General features: G+C 60.0%; 16 protein-coding genes and 5 pseudogenes. 6 read left to right on the top strand and 15 right to left on the bottom strand.

Annotation, left to right across the window (positions count from 1 at the left end; genetic code table 11):
• Window positions 1-36: 36 nt before the first annotated feature.
• The 3 genes and pseudogenes from BG57_RS27080 (at window position 37) to BG57_RS32760 (ending at window position 4724) form a co-directional block, all read left to right on the top strand.
• On the top strand, window positions 37-2637 hold the full coding sequence (locus BG57_RS27080; protein WP_035969953.1) for a 2-oxoglutarate dehydrogenase E1 component: 2601 nt from the start codon (window positions 37-39) through the stop codon (window positions 2635-2637).
• 259 nt (window positions 2638-2896) lie between these two features.
• Window positions 2897-4058 (top strand): annotated as a pseudogene (locus BG57_RS27075) (IS30 family transposase).
• 222 nt (window positions 4059-4280) lie between these two features.
• Window positions 4281-4724: a CopD family protein gene (locus tag BG57_RS32760; RefSeq protein ID WP_075583217.1), complete on the top strand. Its 444-nt coding sequence runs from the start codon at window positions 4281-4283 to the stop codon at window positions 4722-4724.
• Between the two features lie 160 nt (window positions 4725-4884).
• Here the strand turns inward: BG57_RS32760 and BG57_RS27070 are convergent, their stop codons facing one another.
• Window positions 4885-5652, bottom strand: coding sequence for an MBL fold metallo-hydrolase (locus BG57_RS27070; RefSeq protein WP_035969951.1), 768 nt, complete (start codon window positions 5650-5652; stop codon window positions 4885-4887).
• Window positions 5653-5902: 250 nt separating this feature from the next.
• Between BG57_RS27070 and BG57_RS32755 the strand changes: the two genes are divergently transcribed.
• Both BG57_RS32755 and BG57_RS27065 read left to right on the top strand, forming a co-directional pair.
• On the top strand, window positions 5903-6253 hold the full coding sequence (locus BG57_RS32755) for a hypothetical protein (protein ID WP_152562719.1): 351 nt from the start codon (window positions 5903-5905) through the stop codon (window positions 6251-6253).
• Window positions 6241-6474: pseudogene (locus tag BG57_RS27065) on the top strand (cytochrome ubiquinol oxidase subunit I); the annotation flags it as partial. The gene BG57_RS32755 and the pseudogene BG57_RS27065, both read left to right, overlap by 13 nt.
• A gap of 507 nt (window positions 6475-6981) precedes the next feature.
• Here the strand turns inward: BG57_RS27065 and BG57_RS31935 are convergent.
• The 7 genes and pseudogenes from BG57_RS31935 to BG57_RS31930 all read right to left on the bottom strand — a co-directional run.
• Window positions 6982-7200, bottom strand: a complete 219-nt coding sequence (locus tag BG57_RS31935) for a hypothetical protein (RefSeq protein WP_053572583.1) — start codon at window positions 7198-7200, stop codon at window positions 6982-6984.
• Window positions 7201-7429: 229 nt separating this feature from the next.
• A pseudogene (locus tag BG57_RS27060) lies at window positions 7430-7802 on the bottom strand (type II toxin-antitoxin system VapC family toxin).
• On the bottom strand, window positions 7799-7996 hold the full coding sequence (locus BG57_RS27055; RefSeq protein ID WP_035969969.1) for a type II toxin-antitoxin system VapB family antitoxin: 198 nt from the start codon (window positions 7994-7996) through the stop codon (window positions 7799-7801). Before BG57_RS27055 ends, BG57_RS27060 begins: the two are co-directional and overlap by 4 nt.
• A gap of 462 nt (window positions 7997-8458) precedes the next feature.
• Window positions 8459-8857 (bottom strand): PIN domain-containing protein, encoded by a 399-nt coding sequence (locus BG57_RS27050; RefSeq protein ID WP_035969949.1) that lies wholly within the window; start codon window positions 8855-8857, stop codon window positions 8459-8461.
• Window positions 8854-9099: an AbrB/MazE/SpoVT family DNA-binding domain-containing protein gene (locus BG57_RS27045; protein WP_035969948.1), complete on the bottom strand. Its 246-nt coding sequence runs from the start codon at window positions 9097-9099 to the stop codon at window positions 8854-8856. Before BG57_RS27045 ends, BG57_RS27050 begins: the two co-directional genes overlap by 4 nt.
• Window positions 9100-9214: 115 nt before the next feature.
• Window positions 9215-10522 (bottom strand): annotated as a pseudogene (locus BG57_RS27040) (MFS transporter); the annotation flags it as partial.
• Between the two features lie 29 nt (window positions 10523-10551).
• A pseudogene (locus BG57_RS31930) lies at window positions 10552-10863 on the bottom strand (NAD(P)-dependent oxidoreductase); the annotation flags it as partial.
• A gap of 248 nt (window positions 10864-11111) precedes the next feature.
• On the opposite strand from BG57_RS31930, the gene BG57_RS27035 reads away from it, so the two are divergent.
• Window positions 11112-11450, top strand: a complete 339-nt coding sequence (locus BG57_RS27035; protein WP_052006030.1) for a DUF4148 domain-containing protein — start codon at window positions 11112-11114, stop codon at window positions 11448-11450.
• A gap of 594 nt (window positions 11451-12044) precedes the next feature.
• On the opposite strand, the gene BG57_RS27030 is transcribed toward BG57_RS27035, so the two are convergent.
• The 7 genes from BG57_RS27030 to BG57_RS27000 all read right to left on the bottom strand — a co-directional run bounded on the left by BG57_RS27030 (window position 12045) and on the right by BG57_RS27000 (window position 21359).
• Complete coding sequence (locus tag BG57_RS27030; RefSeq protein ID WP_081851003.1) at window positions 12045-13976, bottom strand: acyl CoA:acetate/3-ketoacid CoA transferase; 1932 nt, start codon at window positions 13974-13976, stop codon at window positions 12045-12047.
• Between the two features lie 31 nt (window positions 13977-14007).
• Window positions 14008-14877 carry an alpha/beta fold hydrolase gene (locus BG57_RS27025; RefSeq protein WP_035969947.1) on the bottom strand — a complete coding sequence of 290 codons (870 nt, stop codon included), beginning with the start codon at window positions 14875-14877 and terminating at the stop codon, window positions 14008-14010.
• Between the two features lie 22 nt (window positions 14878-14899).
• Complete coding sequence (gene phaC, locus BG57_RS27020; protein WP_035969946.1) at window positions 14900-16009, bottom strand: class III poly(R)-hydroxyalkanoic acid synthase subunit PhaC; 1110 nt, start codon at window positions 16007-16009, stop codon at window positions 14900-14902.
• A 9-nt stretch (window positions 16010-16018) separates the two neighbouring features.
• A complete protein-coding gene (locus BG57_RS27015; RefSeq protein WP_035969945.1) occupies window positions 16019-16852 on the bottom strand; it encodes a poly(R)-hydroxyalkanoic acid synthase subunit PhaE in 834 nt (277 codons plus the stop codon).
• Window positions 16849-17976, bottom strand: coding sequence for a zinc-dependent alcohol dehydrogenase family protein (locus BG57_RS27010; protein WP_035969943.1), 1128 nt, complete (start codon window positions 17974-17976; stop codon window positions 16849-16851). The genes BG57_RS27015 and BG57_RS27010 overlap by 4 nt, the downstream gene beginning before the upstream one ends.
• Entirely contained in the window at window positions 17973-19640 is a 1668-nt protein-coding gene (locus tag BG57_RS27005) for an acetolactate synthase large subunit (protein ID WP_075583220.1), read from the bottom strand. The genes BG57_RS27010 and BG57_RS27005 overlap by 4 nt, the downstream gene beginning before the upstream one ends.
• A 396-nt stretch (window positions 19641-20036) precedes the next feature.
• Window positions 20037-21359 carry an MFS transporter gene (locus BG57_RS27000; RefSeq protein ID WP_035969942.1) on the bottom strand — a complete coding sequence of 441 codons (1323 nt, stop codon included), beginning with the start codon at window positions 21357-21359 and terminating at the stop codon, window positions 20037-20039.
• Window positions 21360-21842 lie beyond the last annotated feature (483 nt).

Below are 21842 nucleotides of genomic sequence, written 5' to 3'. Positions count from 1 at the left end.
ATCTCGTTAACCCGTTATCTGAAACAAGCTCATAGCATGTACCTAGATCCTATTGACGCCGCTGCTGTTAATGAAACCGCGAACGCCCGCTCGAGCGACGTTGCCGTCGCGGCATCGCAAGCGCCCGTACCGAAGAAAGCGGCCGCGCTGATCGACGCTTACCGCGAGCACGGTCATCTCATGGCGACACTCGACCCGCTCGGACTCTCGACGGCCGGACACGCGCCGGCGTTGTCACCGCTCTATCACGGACTTCACCGGTCGCAGCCGATCACCATTGAAGATGCGCCGTTTGCCTCCGCAGCGACGGTTGGTGAACTCGAGGAGCAGCTCAAGCGTGCGTACTGCGGTGCGTTGGCGCTCGACTGCAGCGGCGTGCGGAACGAGTTGCGCTGTGCCTGGCTGTTTCAGCGTTTGGAGCGCGATCTGGCGCTTCCCGCGCCCACCCCGCAACAGCGCGAGGCGCTGCTCGCGCGTCTTCTCGACGCCGAGATGTGGGAACGGCTCGTCGCGGCACGCCATGAAGATGCGAAGCGCTTCTCGCTCGAAGGCTGCGAGAGCTTCGTGCCGCTTCTGGACACATTGATAGCAAGGGCCGCAAGCGATGGCACGCAGCAGTTGTTTCTCGCCATGCCGCATCGGGGACGCGTCAATACGCTTGTCAATGTGATGGACTTCTCCGTCCAACGGATGTTGGATCGCCTCGATCCCGAATCGGATCTCGCGGCCGGTCAAACGGACCTTCCGTACCATCTTGGCGGTGACGTCACGAAGCGCACGCCGCACGGCGACGTCGCCGTGGTGCTCGCACATAATCCTTCGCATTTGCAGAGCGTCTATCCCGTCGTCAGCGGAATGGCGCGTGCATGGAAGGACGATCATCCCGGTAAGGACTGCGTGACCGTCGTGGTCCATGGGGACGCTGCTTTCGCCGGACAGGGCGTAGTTATGGAAACGCTCAACATGACGGGTAAGGACGGCTATGGTGTGGGCGGCACGATTCACGTAATCCTGAACAATCAGATCGGCTTCACCACTCTTAACAGGATGAACGTAAGTGACCACGCTTACTGTACCGATATCGCCCGCATGATCGACGCGCCTGTCGTGCGCGTCAACGCAGATCATCCGGAAGAGGTTCTGCGTGCGGCGCGGCTCGCGTACGACTATCGCAAGCAGCACGGCTCCGACATTGTGATTGACCTGATCGGTTATCGGCGGCTCGGGCATTCAGAGCATGACGCTCCTGCAGTTACGCAACCTCTATTGCAGACTGCAATCGACATGCATCCGACCGTTACAGAACTGTACTACATTGCCACCGGTGGCGGTACGGCGCTCCCCGGCTTGCGCGACGATGCATTGCGCAGGCTCGCGTCAAAACCGGCCGTTGCAGACGCCATGCGTGCCGATAGTAACAAGACCGATGCGCCGACCGTTCGGCCCGGCACCCAGGTATCGCTGAGTCAACTGCGGGCACTTACCGCGGCGATCACGCTTGTGCCGGAGAACGTGTCGCTGCACCCTATCGTTGCGTCGATGCTGGAAAAGTGGCAAGACACCGTCGTTAGCGAGGATTGTGCGGCTGACTGGCGCTTCGCCGAAAACATGGCGTATGCCTCCTTGCTCGAAGCCGGGCACGACATCCGGCTATCAGGTCTCGACGTGGGACGCGGAACGTTCATGCATCGCCACGCTGTATGGCATGCGCGAGATGCGCATAACTTGCCGGGCCGCAGTTACGTGCCGCTTAATGCCATCGCCGCGAAGCAAGGTCGGTTCGACATCGTGAACTCGCCGCTCACCGAAGAAGCCGTGTTGGGGTTCGAGTACGGCTACAGTGTGCAAACGGCGGCTACGATGGCGGTATGGGAAGCGCAATACGGCGATTTCGTCAACGGCGCGCAGGTCTTCATCGATCAGTACATTGCCGCCGGCGAGTACAAATGGGGTTATCAGTCGGCACTTGCCGTGTTGCTGCCGCATGGGCACGAGGGCGTGGGTCCGGAGCATTCGAGCGGCTACCTCGGTCGCTTCTTGCAGCTATGCGCAGATGAAAACGTACGGATCGTGGTGCCGTCGACCTCGGCGCAATGGTTTCATTTGCTTCGCCAGCAGGCGATGGGGGAACGTCGGACTCCGCTCATCGTCATGTCTCCGAAGTCGAAGCTCTACGCTAATGTTGCTTCGCATGCGCCGTTGCGTGAAATGGTCGACGGCTCGTTCGAGAACGTGCTGGATGACGAACGCATCGCCGATGCCACTACCGTTGAACGCGTCGTGCTATGCAGTGGGAAGTTCTTCTACGAATTGCGTGACGCGCGCGACGCCTCCCGCGACCAATCGACGGCGATCATCCGCGTTGAGCAGCTTTATCCCTTTCCCCACGACCAACTCAGGCGGGTGCTCGCACGCTTCACCAACTTGCGCAGTGTCGTATGGGCGCAGGAGGAGGACCGTAATCAAGGTGCATGGCGATTCGTTCGCGACGAACTGGAGACAGTACTCCCTGCCAGTTGTGCCTTGCGCGATGTCTGCCGCAAGGTGACGCCGGCCGGCGCACATTCCACCGTGGCAGCGCATCGGCGGGAGCAACAGCGACTCGTCGCTGCGGCACTGACCTCGGACACGCTTTAATCGGGACATGTCGCCGGTTTGTGCGGTGTCTGGTACGGTGACTTCGCGCAACACGCGGACGCAGTTTGCAAATGGTAATCCTTTGGCGCGCCGAACGCGTCGTACATGCCCGGCAAGTGGATGTCGAACAAACCTACATCAGCTTGCCTTGCATACCGCAGTCGCTAGTAGGCCGGTGTATATGAATGACTGCAACTCGAGGCGGATTCAACCGGTCGATGCAACACAATAACGCTATGTAAGCGGCGGGAGTGTTGCAATGAAACAGAGACGCCGAACCTATTACAGTGAGAGGCAGAGAGCGCTGATGTGGGAGCGCTGGCGTGCGGGCGAGTCGCTGAAGCATATTGCGCAGCTATTCGATCGTAACCATTCATCCGTAGCTAGAATACTGGCGCAAACTGGAGGGATACAGCCTCCACCGCGACGCCGATCGAAGCGGTCCCTCACGCTTGCCGAGTGCGAACAAATCTCGAGAGGTCTGGCAGCGGAGGATTCGATCCAATCGATCGCACGGCGCCTGTCGCGAGCGCCGTCTACGATCTGCCGCGAGATCAAGCGCAACAGCGGCGACAAAGGCTATCGGGCCGACTCCGCCGATGGGCTCGCCTGGCAGCGGGCGCTGCGCCCGAAGGCGTGCAAACTGGTCGCGACACCGGCGCTGGCAAAAATCGTGGCGGCAAAGCTGCAATTGGAATGGTCGCCGCAGCAGGTCGCCGGATGGCTCAAGCGAACAAGGCCGGACAGCGAGGGTTTCCACGTATCACACGAAACGATCTATCGAACCCTGTTCATTCAAGCACGCGGCGCGCTGAAGAAAGAGCTGCTGGAGCACCCTGCGGCGCACCCGTGCCATGCGTCGCTCACGTCATCACACGCAGAAGACCGAGGATCACGGTCGTATCCGCGACGCCGTTTCGATCAGCGAACGTCCTGCTACGGTTGAGGACCGCGCCGTTCCGGGGCACTGGGAAGGCGACCTCCTGTGCGGCAGCGGTAACAGCCAGATCGCAACGCTCGTAGAGCGACAAACACGCTATGTCATGTTGGTCAAGGTGGACAGCCAGGACAGTGAGACGGTGGCTAACGCGCTTATCAAACACGTCGGCAAGCTTCCGCAAGAACTCTACAAATCGCTTACCTGGGACCGGGGCACCGAGATGGCGGGCCACAAACGGTTCACCATCGCCACTGACATTGCCGTGTATTTCTGTGACCCCAAGCATCCATGGCAACGCGGCTCCAACAAGAATACGAACGGGCTGTTGAGACAGTACTTGCCAAGAGGCATCGATCTGTCGGTCTATTCGCAAGCCAAACTCAATGCCGTGGCGAGAAGGCTGAATGAGCGCCCAGGGAAGACGCTAGGTTACGAGACACCAGCTGAACGATTCCATCAAGCTATTGCATCGACCGGTTGAATCCGCCCACGCCAATCTGATACTCACATGCTCGGACCCATCGGCAGCGATTCGTGTCGGCTGATTACTCGGCCGCAGCGCTCTCCCCGTTGGATTAGAGTTCGGTCGCGAAATCCCTCGGGCGCGATTCGTCGAGCTCGACGGCGCAGATCATTGGCCCTTCGCGGGAGATCAGCAACCTATTGTCGATGGAATCCGGCAATTCGTCGGCAGTCTTTCGGGTTGACTGCGGTCACCGGCTCGTACGAGATGCAACATGACCCGACTGCCCGTGGTTTCAACAACTTTGGCCTCGGCCTGAAGTACCTGTTGTATGTCGTGACCGGCCTCTATAACGCGACGCAGGACATGGCGCACCTCGGCGCCCCGTCGCTAAGCGTGCTGTACGGCAAGATGTTGGCGCTCACACTCGCATTCGTCACGTTGGCTGTATTGCTGGGCGGCTTTAACCGGCTGATTTATTCGCCGCGCCTGGAGTCGGCGGTGATTGGCGACGGCGGTCCTTCTCCATGTGCAGCGAGGCTTCGACCGGCTGCTGGCAGTCGAAGCGCTTGCAATGGTCGCGGTGCTGATGGCTGCCGTCGTGTTGGGACACGCGTCACCTGTACGCGGCTAAACGTTCGGCGGCTGCAAGTGAACATTTTCGGCGACGGGCCGAGTTCATGATTTTGCCTCAGGAAGGCTCGAAAGAAGCGGCTGATGAGTGACCGTCCCGTGTCGGAGCGGGAAGGGACGGACAGTCGTTTGATCTGAGTGGCGCAAACTGGCCGCAAAGCGGCCAGTGGTGATGGTTTATCGCCGTTCCACGAATACGTTCCCGCGACGATCATTCGCGCTTCGCCAGATAGGCATCGATCAGGGCGACCAGTCGGTCCCGTCCGAAGCTCGCGTCGTGTCCCGCATGGACGACCTGCACCGGCAAATCGCGCAAACGCTTCATCGTGCGCACATAAGTCGGGATATCGGCACCGCCAATCTCGTCCAGCAGCGGGCCATCGTAGATCGCATCGCCGGAAAACAACGTGCCGGTGCTCGGCTCCCAAAGACCGATGCTTCCCGGTGAATGGCCTGGCAGATGCAGGACCTCGAAGTGCCGGTTACCGAGATCGACAATATCCCCTTCCTTGACGATTTCCGTGACGGACGCAGGTCGCACGCGGTAGTCAGACATCTGGTAATCGGCACTTGGAAGAGCGGTTATCAGATCGCCATCAAACGGATAGCCCCATTCGTGGTATCGACGAATCGCGGCATCGCCCAATACCGAAGCCAAAAGCGTGCCGTGCTGGCGTGGCGAGCGCAGGTTGTCGGCCTCGAGTTCGTGGACAAGCGTGTGCTCGAACTCATGATGCCCGCCAACATGATCCGAGTGCGTATGTGTCGCGACTGCGGTTACCTTCTTTTGCAGCAGATGCCGGGCCGCGTCACGCAGACTGGCGACGCCCAATCCCGTATCGATCAGCAGGTCCCGGTCGCGGCCCCGCACATGCCAGACATTGCACCGCATCAGTGGTACGACATGAGGTTCCCATAGCAGGGTGATTTCGTCACTGATACGCTTCAGTTCAAACCAACGGTCGGCAATCGATAGCATAGTGGTAGAGAGTCACCCAAACTAACGGCAGCTAATCTAAGGACAGGAGATCTTGCTCTTGCTCAGGATCTGCTCGAGTTGGAGTATAGCGACCTGACGTAAGCGAAGCACTTCTGCAAAACGCCGGCGATCCGGCGCCGAGCGACGCGGAGCGACCCGTTGGAACCATTCGAACATGAACTGCGGCCGTCTCCTTCGAGGCGGGACCGGCCAGTCGTAGGCGGTCGGCCAAGGAAGCGGCGGTCCTCGCATGACGACCGCCTACCTGATGCAATGGTCGAAGGAGTTCACCGGGCGGTTGTTACCTGGAGCTTGTAACGCTCGAACGCGGGGTGTTGTGCGTCTGGAACCGGCTCATGAAATCGATATCCTCAAGGCGGATTTCCTCGCCTTTAGCTACCATGTCGCGCAGTTCGTCTATCAGATCTACCGTGGCTCGCAGGTTCATCGTCGACGAGTCGGCATTTACCCAAGACGTCGCGCTGGCCGTCGAGACCAACCGCGCGGTGGGCCAGGTCCTGGCGCAGGTACAACGACTCCGTTTGCGAAAATCGCTGACTATTCGGTCATGTTGAAGGAGCAGAACGCATGTTCGGCCTGACGGTGCTCGACCTCGCCCGGTTTCAGTTTGGCTTCACGATATCCTTTCACATCCTGTTTCCCGCCATTACGATCGGCATGGCCAGCTATCTGGCCGTCCTTGAAGCGTCCTGGCTGCGGACCCGCCAGAACGTCTATCGCGATCTCTATCACTTTTGGCTGAAAATCTTCGCTGCCTACCAGTTCGGCACTAACTGGTCTCGTTTCGCGGGAGCGCGGGGCCACCCTTGTTCCATCCAAACAGCATGACGCCGGGAAAGCCCGCTTCGAGGAAGACTTGGACGAAGTTGTTCTGTTGGCCGCCACGGTCGTGAACGAGGTAATGCCGCAATCGCGCGTTCTCGGTGAGCAGGTATCCCGCATCCTTGTGCGCCAGCCATACCGCGCGTGCTGAGCCGCCATTGCCTGCAGTTCCGCCTCGATCCATGCCTGATAGTCGGGCGAGATTTTCTCGGCCGTCGGCATCAATGATTCGAGCCGGTGACGGACCCTATGTATCGCGCGTCATGACGTAACGCAGAGACCGGTAGTCGGTGCGCATTGCGAACATCGTCAGCAAATCAGCGTGTTTCTTGGTCACCGGTGCTGCTGCGACGATCGTGCCCAATTCGTCCGTCTGTAGCACGTACTCTTCGCGCGTGTTGGTGTCCTATAAGGTTCGAGGGACTCTTGCCGTCACCCGCTCGCATATCGCCGTGAGCGCTGTCTAAGGGCCATGTGCCCCGCTCCCTAATTGGGCAGTGCGTGCTTTCGTAGCAGTGCCCTGATCGCTTCGTCGACAGTCGATCGGAGCACATACTCCGGACCTTGCGGAAGCAGCGCGGCGAACGCTTCACTCAACGAGTAAGCGACCTCAGCCACATCGCGCTCACGAACGATTACCCTCAATCCAGCGGTAAGCTCGGCTTCAAGTTCACGATCGTTGATTCGGAGTTCGATAGTGGCCATCGTCTCATCTCCTAATGGGATGCGTCGTTTTCCTCACTCATAGTCACGAAGATCCGACAAGGATTCTTCGATCATGTCCGCCGCGTCGAAATGGAGCTGCACAACGGCCTCGGTTAGCGGCCCGCCGTTGGGCATCTCTCGCGACTCGGCAGAATCACGCAAAAACGTTAATCGCTGCCCGCTTAGCAAGTGCTGGAGTCGACTTGGACATGGTTCGTTTTCCGCGTTTTCAGTGGCCAAGCGCTGCGCCAAGGCCGATTTCGTCAGCAGCGCTTTTCAGGGGCTTATCACGCGTCCAAACTGTGACGCTGGGCTGGAGGCGTGCGGACGCTAGCAGCGACGCATCGACATATCCGATGCCACGAGCGAACGGACCTTCCCGCTCGATAAGAAAGAAAATCTCTTGCGGGATCGCGACGGGTGCGCTCGGCAAATCGAGCAGCGCGCCAAGCACCACTTTACGATTGCGCAAGCTGCCGAGCGAGATTTCGCCGATCACATACGGGTGAGCCAGCAGACGTTCATCCGCTAGAAGGGCGGTGAGCACAGGATCGGCCGCACTAAATATGGTCGATCCAGACCGACGTATCAACGAGGATCATTCAGCGTTCTGCCGGCGACGAGGTGCGCCAGTGATCCCCGGCTCGCTTCCCCCGAGATTCGCAAGCCGCTTTGCGGCTTCTCGCTGAATCAGCGCCTTCAGCGCTTCACGCACGAGCGCAGTCTTCTCTTCTACGCCTGTATAAGCCTGCGCCTTGGCGATCAAGTCATCATCAAGCGCAATGGTGGTTCGCACGATCAACTCCTGTCCTGTATGCACGAATTCTGGCATCACATGATGTTCTCAACAATGCCCGCGCCGTGCTTCCATGGCCTTAGAAATCCGCATCTGGGAGGCGGGAACAGTATGAGCAAACGGCTGTGCTGCTGCCTCATCGGCGATGTCACGCACTGAACATTGCGGTTGTGCTTAGCTTGTAGATGATCTCCCTGCCGCTTCGATCCCGTTCGTAACGTTTTCGCTTACTTCCCTCTCCCCATTCAAAGCGATTCAGAAAACGACACGTTTAACCGCGTTCGCAGAATCGGTGATGTCCCGCCCGAAACCGGCGACCGTATTACAGGCAGCCAAACCGACCAGCGCCAGGATCATAGTCAACAAGAGTACAAAACGCCCGGCCATTTCGCTTCTTCCTTATGCAGTCATTGGTGGATCTGAGGACTTCTGTTCGCAACGTATATCGGCTATCGCGACCATTCACTTTAGCAAGCGCATTCCGGCGACGTTTGAAGCGGCAACATCGAAGGTGGCGGTGTACTCGCACTCCGCGACGTGGCCAGCCCGCTCGATGACACAGTCGGCAAAATCAGCCGTTTCGGATGCCGCGAAGACACGAAGAGCTTTTCGAATCGTGTCCGTCGCCTCAATCACTAATTCCTTCGTCCCGAGCATCGAGTCAAGGATCTCCTTGATCTGTCCGCGACTGACGTCGTAGCAGCGCGCAAGCACCCAAACGACCTCGATCAGTGCGACCTGCGAGACAAACCCCGGCCGCTCGGCGGTCAAGGACTCCATCAACGCCGTCGCCTCTTTCGATTGCACGGCGTCATCTTGCGCGAAATAGCGGACCAGTATGTTTGTATCAAGTCCGATCATCGGGCGGATGCTCCGTGCTCCGCAATCGCTTGGTTCATGTCGTCTATTGAAACCTCTTTGGCCGGCTTCTTAACAATGCCCTTGAGCGACGTGAGCGAACGCGTGGCCGGGTAGACCTCGTACCGACCGGTCGCCTCGTTGAAGCTGAATTCGATGCGGTCCCCGGATTCAAGGCCGAGGCGATTGCGCACGTCGACCGGAATAGTGACCTGCCCCTTGGATGTAATGGTTGCTGCCGTCATGACGCGCCCTCCTGCTCCTTACTTTAGGGTAAGGCGAACGCGTTCGCAAGGGGAGAGACGGTACAACAGCCACCCTGGACGTTGCGTTGGACGGCGCCTGCGCGCTGAACGACGCGTCGAGCCGCGCCGATAACGCCGCGTCGTGCGACCAGACGAAGACGATTCCAAGCACTGCTATCGCCAGCAGGCTCGCCACGCGCGCAACAGCGTTGTTGATCCCCGACGCAATGCCCGCGCGGTCGGCCGGCACCGAATTCATGACCGTCGTGGTTAGCGGCGCGACGGTGACCGTCATCCCGATCCCGAGCACGGCGAGCGCAGGAAAGAATCCGCTCCAATAGCTGCCGCGCGCAAACGGCAGCGCCAGCAGCGCGAACCCGATTCCGGCGACGCTTGGCCCAACCGTCAGCAGCACGCGCGAGCCAAAGCGGCTCGTCAAACCGCCCATAAACCGCGATAGCAAACCGATGATGACGGGCGCCGGAAGCAGGGCCGCACCCGCTTGCGTCGCAGTATAGTCATGGGCGCGGATCAGCGTGAACGGTAGGAAGAAAAATACGCCACCCATGCCGAAGTAAAGCAGCAGTGTCACGAGATTGGCGCCAGTGAAATCTCGTGAGCGAAAGACGTCGAGCGGCATCATCGGGTGACGGCTTTTCGCCTCCATCCTCACGAATACGGCGAGCACGACGACACCGGCGCCGATTGCGGACAGTACGAGTGAATCGGCGAACCCGTGCACTGAAGCCTCGGTCAGGCCGTACGTGAGCGCGGCAAGTCCTGCTGCGGCGCAGACCGCGCCGGGCCAGTCGACTTGTCGAGGCGCCTTGACCTTGTGGCTATCGGGCACTGACAACAAGGCGAGCGCAATCGTCACCGCTGCAAGCGGCACGTTGAGGAAAAAAATCGCTCGCCACGACAACGCATCCACGAGCCAGCCGCCTGCCACCGGCCCAAGCGCCGATGTAATAGCGCCCACGCCGGCCCAGGTGCCGATTGCACGCCCCCGGGCTTCGCCTTCGAACACGGCGCCTATGATCGCGAGACTGCTCGGTACAAGCAATGCGGCGCCGATGCCCTGAAACGCGCGCGCGGCGATCAGCGCCTGAACGGTCGGCGCAAACCCGCAAGTGGCCGACGCGAGCGTGAACAGCGCGATGCCCGCAATGAAGACGGTGCGGCGGCCGAAGTGATCGCCCATGGACCCGCCAACCAGCACCAGCGACCCGAGAAAGAGCAGGTATGCATTCACCACCCACTGCACCGCCTGGACGCTCGCGCGGAAGTCGCTTTGAATGGCGGGCAGCGCGACATTGACGACGGAGCCGTCGATGAACGCCATGCTCGACCCGAGTATCGTCGCGGCGAGGGCGATACGCTTGCGCCGGCAGGGGCGGCCGACTTGGGTCGGCTGCGAGCGAATGAAAAGCTCGAACCGCGTGCGGACAGGACCGCGCCGTTGATGAGATGGTGAGTCTTGTCGCCACCAGGACAGCACACGATCAAGATGTCCGCGAAAGTCGCAAGCTCCTGCACGTCGGCAAGCATCACGTATGGCACTCGCTCAACCTTCACGCCGCAATAGGCGATCTCCACGTCAAAGCCAGCCAGACGACGTGCGATACCTTGGCCGATCCGACCGAGACCCACAATGCCGATCCTTTTGCCAGCCAGGCTCGACGCCAACAGGAAGAGCTCATGAGCCCATGCCTCGTCTCTGACAAACCGGTCTGCCGACGGAATACGCCGTAAGAGGGATAGCAGCAGTCCGATCGCAAGTTCGCAGACCGCCGCGTTCGCCTCACCTGCTCACCGCAACGCGCGTCGGAGGCTCGGAAGGCGTCGCACGGCGGCGCTTTTCGGCACGGGCTCCTAGTAACCTGAACCTTTGTACGGACCCGTCTTACAATGACCGGCACGCCTTGCGTGCCGCCGCGGCGACGACGAACGCGTCACGGCCTGGGAAGCGCTTGCTGGTCGCTTGTTGGACAACCAAACTTTAGGAGAGACGTATGAAAGTAACGTTTAGGAGCAAACTCGCGGTCTCGTCGATACTGGCTGCTTTCGCGCTGAGCGTCGCGACGCATGCGAGCGCACAGGATAACTCGGCAACGACCGGCACGGGCGCTGGGAGCGGCACCGTCCAACCGGCACCGCCGACCAAAGCCGAGCAGAAGGCCGAGAAGAAAGCTGCGCGCAAGCAGGCGCGCGCAAAGAAGAACGCAGAACTGAAGAAACTGGAGGACGCGGGCTACAACCCCGGCCGGGGCGAGGACCCCAATTACCCGCAGGACGTCCAGAACGCGCAAAAGAAGGTCGGCGCCGGACAAGGCGCGAGCGCCAGTCAGTAGCCGCAGTCGCAGGCGGGCCGACGAGCAACGGCGGAACGTTCACCCCTTGCGTTGCTCCGGCCGGTCTTTCGGAAGAACCCCGTTGGATGTGCCGACCGCTTCTCGCGGTGCCGCTCATGCTCATCAAGCGCGGCGCCAGGGAAATCCCCCACGCGGCGGGTGTCTGATGCCGGCTGTCAACACTTCGAGGGATCTTGGTCGTCAGTTATATCCAAGAATAGCAACCGAACTCACATCAGGCCGGTCAAGTGGCGCTGAGCATAGCGACGCAGTCGGGTCACGGAGTAAGACCGTATAAATTCCTACGGATCGAATGACGTCCGTCGAGGAGGCGGCTAGCCTTCGCGAGTCCGCCCTGAATCGGCCAAGTGCTGCATTCTCTACCAGATATCCTGGAGGCTTAATTTTATCCATTTGCTCACTGAATTGCTTTAAGGTTGAACACCGAAGCCTGCTTCCGTTGGACAGGCTAAAAAACGGCATAGCTAACAATCTATATCCGCTTTCGGAACGACGGGACCGGTGCATCTTGCCGGATTTGCCGTACCGTGATCGAGTCAAATCCGGAGTACCGGATCGTGCGCCTCGCGTCAGCTATTGCGTATGGAGGAACTCAGTAGCTTCAGCATGTGTCTCAAAAACATGCGCAGCGGCCTGGCGCGAAGCGAGCGCCTCGCCGAGCTTCATGCGCATGAAGGCGCTGGTGGTGTATCGAGTGGTCGTCGTGTAGTGCCTGGCTTGCAGGTCCGCGACCATCTCGAAGTACGCGTCAGCCACTGAGTCGTCGAGCCGGAAGCCGTCGTAATTAACGATCAACGCCACCCGCCGGCCCACCTTGGTGCAAAGCGCATCGAACACGCGCCGCACACACTCGACGTCATCGTCGCTGCGAACGGTCATGGCCTCAAAATTGGCGAAGAGGATGTTTCGTTCCTCGTCGTAGCTGAGGCGATCGGTCAGCTGCAGATCTTCTAGAACCGCCGCCAGACCCATCGGCTTCGGGCGGTAGATGCGAGGGTCCATTAACGCCACTTCGCCGATGATGGGTCGGAACGCCATGTGCGCGAGCACGTCGCGCTCAATGTCGATGCCCGGTGCAACTTCTATCAGCTGCAGACCTTCCGGTCGAAGCCTGAAAACGCATCGCTCAGTCACGTAGTGGACCGACTGTCCCTTTGCCGCTGCGAGCGGGCCGCTGAACGTGATTTGCTCAACCGCTTCGACAAACTTGCGAGTTCGCCCCTCTGCGACGATGCGCATTTGACCACCCTCGACATCGGTCGCGATGCCTCCAGCGGTGAATGTCCCGGCGAACACGAGCCGACGGGCATTTTGGCTAATGTTAATGAAGCCGCCCGAACCTGCGAGACGGGGTCCAAATCGACTGACGTTGACGTTACCGGCGCGATCGATTTCGGCCATGCCGAGGCATGCGAGATCGAGCCCGCCGCCGTCATAGAAATCGAACTGCTGGTTCTGGTGCAGCAGCGCCTGCGTGTTGATGCCCGCACCAAAGTCGAGTCCGCCTTGCGGCATGCCGCCGATCACGCCCGGCTCAGCGGTCAAGGTCAGGTGATCGAGCACGCGCTCTTCCGCGGCGACGGCCGCCACGGCCTCGGGCATGCCGATACCAAGATTGATCACGCCGCCCAGCGGCAACTCGAAGGCACAGCGCCGCGCAATCAGCTTTCTTTCATCGAGCGCCAAAGCCGGAAACTTGTTTACCGAAACGCGAATCTCGCCCGAGTAAGCTGCGTTGTAATCGGTGGCGTAAGTCTGCTTGTGAGCCGAGGGCGAAGCCAGCACCACACAATCGACCAAGACCCCCGGAACAACCACGCTGCGCGCATCGAGCGAGCCGCTCGATGCAATGCGTTCCACCTGCGCAATGACGAGCCCATTCGCATTTCGGGCGGCCATGGCGGCGGCCTGAGCGTCGAGCATAAGTGCCTCGCGCTCCATCGTAATGTTGCCCTCAGCATCAGCCGTCGTGCCGCGGATCAACGCGACGTTAATGGAGAACGCCTTATAGAAGAGCCACTCCTCACCGTCAATCTCCATTACCCGCACCAGGTCTTCGGTGGTGCGTGCGTTAATCTTCCCACCGTTCTGCCGGGGATCGACGAACGTGCCGAGTCCGACCTTCGTGAGCGTACCGGCACGATGCGCGGCCGAATCCCGATAAAGATGGGAGATCGTTCCGAGCGGAAGGTTATAGGCCTCGATGCGGTTGTCGGTTGCCAGCTCCCCCAGCTTCGGCACGAGCGACCAGTGACCGCCGATCGCACGTTGCACGAGTCCCTCGTGAGCCAGCCGGTTCAGTCCCCGATCTTTGCCATCGCCGGGCGCCGCCGCGAAGACGAGCGTGAGGTCCCGCGGTTCCTGCGTTTGGACAAAGCGCCGCTCGAGCGCAGCAATCAGTTCCTCGGGCGTGCCGATGCCAACAAACCCTGAGCAGCTCACAACATCACCATCGCGTATCAATGCGACGGCCTCGTCAGCGGTAACGACCTTGTCTTGAATCATGGCAGTCTCGGGCTCGCGTGTTGAGCCTCAGCTAGTCGGTTAAGAGGTAGTTCTGGATGACGCCGATTTGCGCGTCGTCCATCAGTGCCGGTGCGTGACCGCAGTTGGGAAACTCGACCGCGGTCACGCGGCCCGGGCTCACGCCCGGTCCGCGTTTGAGCATCGCGTCCACCGTGCTGCGCGCGAGCAGGTCGGAATCCTCGCCGCGCAAGATCAGCACCGGGCATACGATCTTGTCCCAGACGTGCCACAGGATTACGTCGAGCAGAATCGGTATTGCGAAGCGCAACCCGATGCCCGGATCGAAGTGAAAGCGGAGCAAACCCGCGTCATCCTCGACTGCACTGTGCTGCGCGAGATGACGCCACTGCGCGTCGCTAAGCTTGCCAAACGGCGCGTGAACGTCACGCAGGTGCGCCTCGACTTCGTCGACGGACGCAAAACGCCATGAACGAGTCAGATAGCTGCCGATCTTCCGCAGCGCTGCTGCTGACACGCGCGCACCGAAATCGTTCAGCACCAGGCGTCGCACTGGCGTGCCACGTTCTGATGCCACTAACATGCCGATATGGCCCCCGAGCGACGTGCCCACCCAATCAACTTGTTCCACATCGAGCCGTGCGATCAGCGTCGACATCGCGCGCACATAGGCGCGGTCGGTATAGTGACTAGGCGAGGCCAGCCATTCGCTGCGTCCGCGCCCCGGGAGGTCGGGCACGATGACGCGCATGCCCTGCGCCGCAAGCGACGCGGCCAACACATCGAAGTCACGTCCGTTGCGCGACACGCCATGAACGCACACGACCGTTCGCTCTGCCTTCGGCGGACCCCAGTCGGCATAGGCGAGCTTGTGAAAGCCGCCTCGCCCAATCACGTCGACTTGCTTCAGTTTCGGTTCCATCTCAGCGAAGGAAGGATCACGCTCACGCATCATCGCGCTCGCGCAACCACTCGACGATGCCTTTGCCCAGCACGCCTTGAGACTTGCCGCTCACGAACACACCGACATGGCCGCCGTCGAGCCCGATCTCGCGGTAATCGTCGCTGCCCACTGCATCGCCGAGCGCCTGAGTCGTCTTTGGCGGAATGATGTGATCATCCTTCGCATAGACGTTCAGAACCGGCATGCAAATGTCCTTCAGATCGACGGTGCGCCCGCCGAGTTTGAATTCCCCGCGTATCAGCTCGTTGTTCTTGTAGAGGTTGACGAGCAACTGCTTGGCCGCCTCACCCGGATGATGCGGCCGGTCGGTCAGCCACTTTTCCATGCGCAGGAAATTCAGCAGCTTCTTCTCGTCGTCGAACGTATCGAGCAAGCCTACGTTGTACTTCGACAAGGTCGCGCCCGGCGTCATCTGCGAAAAGACGTGACTCATCAGCTCGCCCGGCAGGTTGCCGTTTGCTTCGATCAACTGGCCGATGTCATCCTCGCCCAAACCGCGCGTCCAGAGGTTCAGCAAGCCGTGATTGACGCGGCCTTCCGCCTGATCCTGATGAAAATCCACCGGCGTGATGGTCAGGATCAGGTTCTTGATGCGCTCGGGGTAGAGCGCGGCATAGCACAGCGAAAAGACACCCCCTTCGCAGATGCCGAGCAAATTGATTGCGGGGATGCCGTGCTCACGACAAATGAACTCGACGCAGTCGTTCAAATACACGTCGATGTAGTCTTCGAAGGTGAGCCAGCGATCGCTACGCGTTGGGCTACCCCAGTCCACCGCATACACGTCGACGCCAAGCGCAAGGAGGTTGCGCAGCATCGAGCGGTCTTCCTGCAAATCAGTCATCGTGTAGCGGCCGATCTGGCCATACGCCACAAGGACCGGTATGCCCAGCGTGCGCTCGGCTGTCGGCTTGTAGCGATACAACGTCGTTTTGTCTTCGCGGAACACCACTTCCTTGTCGGCGGTGGCGATCTCCACGTGCTCGTCCTTGATCCGGTCGAGCATCTGCTGTCCACGGGCGAGCTTTAGATTGAAGTCGCTGAATTCAGCGAGCGCCCGCGCGACGGTCGATTTCTTGGCGGCAGCCATACGGTTCTCTTAGGATGGGGTCGAACGAGCGGTTTTTGATGCCACGCGCGTCTGTCGGGTGGGAGTCGTCTTCGTCGCTGCTTCATGCTGAGCCACGTTCTGTCGCTGCAGCAGGCGGACCTGGCGGCGCAACTCTGTGACCGTGCGCTGGATCTCATCGACTTCGGTGCGCGTCGGAATGTGATACGCCTCACACCACGATTCGGCGATGTCGCGCTCCTTCAACCGATAGTCCGATGCTGCGCGCAACATCCGGGTTTGAGCGTCGACAAATTCCTTCGTCCGGTGGGCTTCGATCAGCGTCTCGTTAGCGACCTCGAGCCAGCGATCGGCCAGGCCACGCCATGTCGTCGGCGCGCCTTCTGCGGCCGATGACATCGACTTCATAAAACGCTCGAGTGCAGTGTTCCACGCGCGTTGCACGATGGCCTGATAGGCCAGCACGGCTTTGTCCCGGTCGCTCGCCCTCTTCTGCAGCTCGGCGACCTTCCGGTCCAGGTCATAGAGCGTCGCGTACTTGGGGCCTTCGATCACATGTTGCAGATTGGCGTCGAAGGCGCCAGCCCCCTGCCCGCTCCATCGCGCGGGCGAAAACATTTCCCGCAGTGCCTTCGGCGTCCAAGCGTCAGCGCTGGCCCCGCTCTGAGCGAAGGAAGCCCATTTTTCGATCGACTCCTTCCACGTTTCCTGCAGGTCCGCGAACTGTTCTTGGATGAGCGGCTTTGCGGCGCCTGTCTGAGCTTCCGAGGCCGCCGATTTCGCCGCAGCGGGACTCATTGAGTTAAGGAACGCCCGCTGCATCACGACCCATCCATCCGCCCAGTTTGGATTGGCATTGCTCATTCGAACACCACTACTTGGCGGATCGCCTTGCCTTCGTGCAGCAAGTCAAAACCGTGGTTAATCTCATCGAGCTTCAATCGGCCTGTGAGCAATTTATCGACCGGCAAACGCCCCTGCTTGTAAAGATCAATGAAATGCGGAATGTCACGTGACGGGACGCACGTGCCGATGTAGCTGCCCTTCACGGTGCGCTCTTCAGCCACGAGACTTACCGCTGGCAGCGGCCAGCGCGCGGTCGAAGGCGGCAGCCCGGCGGTCACTGTTGATCCGCCGCGACGCGTGATGCTGTAGGCGAGGTCCAATGCACGAATCGATCCGGCGAATTCAAACGCGAACTCGACGCCGCCCGAACTCAGTTCGCGAATATGCGCGAGCGCATCCTCGCGGCCGGCATTGACGGTGTGGGTCGCACCCAGGCTCTTGGACTGCTCCAACTTGTCGTCCGACAGGTCAACGGCGATGATCTGCCGTGCGCCCGCGGCATGCGCGCCAATCAGGGCCGCCAGTCCCACGCCACCCAGGCCGATGACCGCGACCGACGCGCCGACGCGAACCTGCGCCGTATTCACGACGGCGCCTACGCCCGTGAGCACCGCACATCCGAACAGCGCCGCCTCGTCCAGCGGCACAGTCGGATCGATTCTCACGACGGAATGACGTGACACCGTCGCATACTCGGCGAACACCGAGCATCCCAGATGATGATTGACGACTCCGCCTTCACGGGTAAGACGCCGCGCACCCGACAGCAGGGTGCCCGCACCATTCGCAGCCGCGCCAGGCTCGCACAGCGCAGGACGCCCTTCGGCGCACGGCGCGCAGTGACCGCAACTCGGCACGAACACGACAACGACATGATCGCCCACCTGAAGGTCGGTTACGCCAGAGCCGAGTTCCTGCACCACGCCAGCCGCTTCATGACCGAGCGCCATCGGCATCGGACGCGGCCGGTCGCCGTTGATGACCGATAAATCGGAGTGGCAGAGACCCGCTGCGGCGATTTTGATTAACACTTCGCCAGGACCGGGCGGAGCCAGATCGATCTCCTCGATCTGCAGCGGGCGAGATTCGCTGTAAGGGGCGATTGCACCCATCGCCTGCAAAACGGCGGCTTTGATCTTCATTGCGCCACCTCCTTCACGCGGTTTCTCAATTCGTCAACGAGCACGCGGCTGTTTTCCGAGTAGTCAACAGGCACGACGACGAGCTGCACACCGCCTTCTTCGAACGCTGCTTCGAGCGTCGGAACCAGCCCTTCAGCCGACTCGACGCGTCGTCCCTTCGCACCGTAGGCTTGGGCATACTGGACAAAGTCCGGATTTCCGAAGTTCAGTCCCCAGTCCGCGAAATCGTCGACCGCTTGTTTCCAACGGATCATGCCGTAGGCGTCGTCCTGAATGATCAACACGACGAGGTTGAGCTTGAGCCGGACGGCGGTTTCGAGCTCCTGCGAATTCATCATGAATCCGCCGTCGCCACATACCGCCATCACGCGCCGCTCGGGGTAGAGCAGCGAAGCCATCATCGCCGAAGGCAGACCTGCGCCCATCGTCGCCAGGGCGTTGTCCAGCAACAGCGCGTTGGCGGTTCGCGTGCGATAGCAGCGTGCAAACCAGATCTTGTACATGCCGTTGTCGAGCGCGACGATGCCATCGGCCGGCATCACCGTGCGCACGTCATGGACGATGCGTTGAGGGGTCAAGGGAAAGCGTGATTCCTCTGCCCGATCCAACGTTCTTTTCAAGATGCCTTCACGCAGCGGAATCAGTGCGCCGGCGTTAGGCAGCTTGGCGTGGACCAAATCCGCCAGCCGCGCCAAACTCGATCCGACGTCGCCTACCACCTCAGCGTGGGGGAAAAAGACCTGCTCGACATTGGCGGGCGTGTAGCCGACGTGGATCACCTTCGGTCCCTTTGGCCCCATGATAAATGGCGGCTTCTCAACCGTGTCGTGACCGATGGAGAGGATCAGATCCGCTTGGTCGATTGCCTCGTGAACGTAGTCGCGTTCACTGAGCGCAGCCGTGCCCATCCACAGTTCGGTGCCCTTTTCTGTCGTCGTAATGCCAGCGACCGTCCCTTTGCCCATCTGCGTATTGAAAAACGGAATCCCGGTACGGCGAATGAAATCCGTCAGCAGACCAGCGAGTCGGGGACGGTTACTTGCCGCACCGAACATCACGAGCGGGCGCTCAGCTTCCATAAGAAGTGCCGCCGCACCTTCGATGGCGGCGTCCTGTGCGGCGGGGAGCTCGACGTTATGCAATGGAACGAGCGCCAGGTCATCGCGCACTTGCTCGCTAGCGACATCTTCAGGCAATTCCAGATGTACCGGTCCCGGTCGCTCCTCCTGAGCGAGGCGGAACGCTTCACGCACGACAGTTGGAATACTGCCTGCGCTGACGATCTGCCGGGACGCTTTTGTCAAAGGTTTCATTGTCGCGACAATGTCGACAATTTGAAACCGCGCCTGCCGTGCAGTCATGATGGCCTTCTGGCCGGTTATCAGCACCATGGGCATTGCGCCAAGATGAGCGTAGGCGGCACCGGTCACCAGGTTCAACGCTCCGGGTCCGAGGGTTGCCATGCAGACACCGGGGCGACCCGTGAGCCTGCCGTGGGTGGCTGCCATGAAAGCGGCAGACTGCTCGTGGCGGGTGATGACGAGCTCGATACTCGAATTGCGGAGCGATTCGACGACGTCGAGGTTCTCCTCGCCAGGCACAGCGAAAATCCTGTCCACGCCCTCGTTTTCAAGGGCTCGGACAAAAAGGTCTGATGCTTTCACGGTGGCTCCCTTGTCAATCAGTTCACAGTTTGTGGTGTTATGAATCACGTTCCATTAGGTGAGCGGTCGGTGATCTATGCCCGTACCTTGTTACGTCCGTTCGTATTCCTAACGATGCCAAGCGGTAGTCGAACGCATCGAGCTTTCTAATCTCCCGCTTCGAACCGCAGCCGTTTCTCGGTGGAAATGCGAAGGCGATGCTGCTCAATCCGGCAGTACCCGCTTTCGCCTACAGCACCGCTTTGTCTGGGAGACGCTGTCTCCCGACTTATTCGGTCTTCGGTACGAGCCGGTGACCAATTTGATTCGGATCCGAGCAGGCCGCGAGGGTCTCACGATCGCGGCTGCTCTAATCGTCCGGGTTCAGAGGTAAAGCCTTTCCGGCAATTCGTACGCTCAGACTGCCTTCGCGTTATTTCGCGCGCCTTGGCCGGAGGCGCTACGGCTCAACAACAGCAAGGTGGCCACGCTGATCAAAGTGAGGATGGCAAGGGGCAACAAAGCCAGAGCATAGCTGCCGGTCGCTTCCTTGACCCACCCGTACACATTGACCATCAAACCGCCGCCCAGCAAATTCGCAATGGCGTTGATGGTCGCGAGGCCCGCGGCTGCAGTACTGTTCGACAACATGCTTGAGGCCAGCGCCCAGAACGGTCCCTTGAACGCGTAAGCGCCTACCAGCACGGCACACAGCATGCACATCGTCGGAATCAGGGACCCGCTGAACGAGGTCGCAAAAAGGCCAACACCAATCAAGAGCATCGGGATGACGGTGTGCCAGCGTCGCTCGCCCGTTCGATCCGAGCGCCGCCCCCAGAAGACCATGAGCACCGCTGCAAACGCATAAGGCACCGAGTTGAGCAGACCGGTTTGCATGACACTCAGGCCATACGACTTCAGGAGCTGCGGTTGCCAAACCGACAGCGTACTGCCTGCGGCAGACGCACACGTGTCAACGAGCGCAAGGCACAACACATACCGATTGCTGAACAACTTTAGAAGCGGCATCTCCTTTACTTTCTTGGGCGTGCGATCCTCACTGGCAAGAGCGTTCACGAGCCATTCGCGCTCATCATCCTTCAGCCATTTGGCACCTTCAGGCTTGTTGGTGAGCACAAACAGACATGCGATACCCATCAAGACTGTCGGAATTCCCTCGAGCAAGAACAGCCAGTGCCACCCGCGCAGACCCCAGATCCCGTCCATCTGCAGCAGGAGCGCCGAGATCGGTGACCCAATAAAGCTGGCGGCCGGAATTGCAACCATGAAGGTGGCAACAATGCGTCCACGATACTGAGCGGGAATCCAGTACGTGAGATAGAGCAGCACACCGGGGAAGAAGCCTGCTTCTGCTGCGCCAAGCAAAAAGCGTAGAAGGTAAAAGGTCGGCGCGTTGTGAACTAACGCTGTGCAGGCTGAAACAACGCCCCACGTGATCATGATCCGAGCGATCCATAAGCGCGCTCCATATTTCTGCAGCGCAAGATTGCTCGGAACTTCAAAAAAGAAATATGAAACGAAGAACAAGCTGCTGCCGAAGCCAAACACGCGAGCACTCATCGCGAGGTCTTGGTTCATTTGAAGCGACGCCATCCCCACGTTGCCTCGATCGATGAACGCGAGGAGATAGCAAACCATCAGGAATGGGAGCAACCGCCAGACGACTTTTCGTATGGTGCGTCGCTCGACCTCGGACGCGACAGGAATGCTTAAGCTCATGCGTATCTCCTTGACTTCAGCTTGGCCCTTTCGGTTAGCTGATAAATTCCCGGACCGTTGAATTGCGCCGGAGGTTAACCCGTGTTAGCGATGCTTCCGGTCGGCTTCTTGTGAACGTCAGCGTGGATAAGGGTCCGCCAAACCGGACGATTAAAAACTCCGCTGCACGAGGCGTTGTACACAGTACACATGATGTGTAGCCCATGAAACCAACTATACGCATTCGTAAGGTCGCGAACCACTGGCGTTAACCCTTTTACGGTGCACACTATTAGTGTACGTCGTACAACGATACGGAAACTTGCGTTCTTCCCGTCGAGACGCATCAGCTCAAAGGCGCGGCAGAGTCGGCACCGCTAGTTCGGCTTCGAGCTGGCGCTCCAGAAGGTTTAAGAGCTTGGAATTGATGACGAAGAGGCGTTTATCGCCGCCGACACCACTGCTGTCGCGCCCTGCGTATTTCACACCAAGCTGGACAGCGAT

The sequence above is a fragment of the Caballeronia grimmiae genome, from assembly GCF_000698555.1.
Taxonomy (GTDB): domain Bacteria; phylum Pseudomonadota; class Gammaproteobacteria; order Burkholderiales; family Burkholderiaceae; genus Caballeronia; species Caballeronia grimmiae.
The sequence above is the reverse complement of the archived record's forward strand: the minus strand, read 5'-3'. Positions and strand labels throughout refer to the sequence as shown.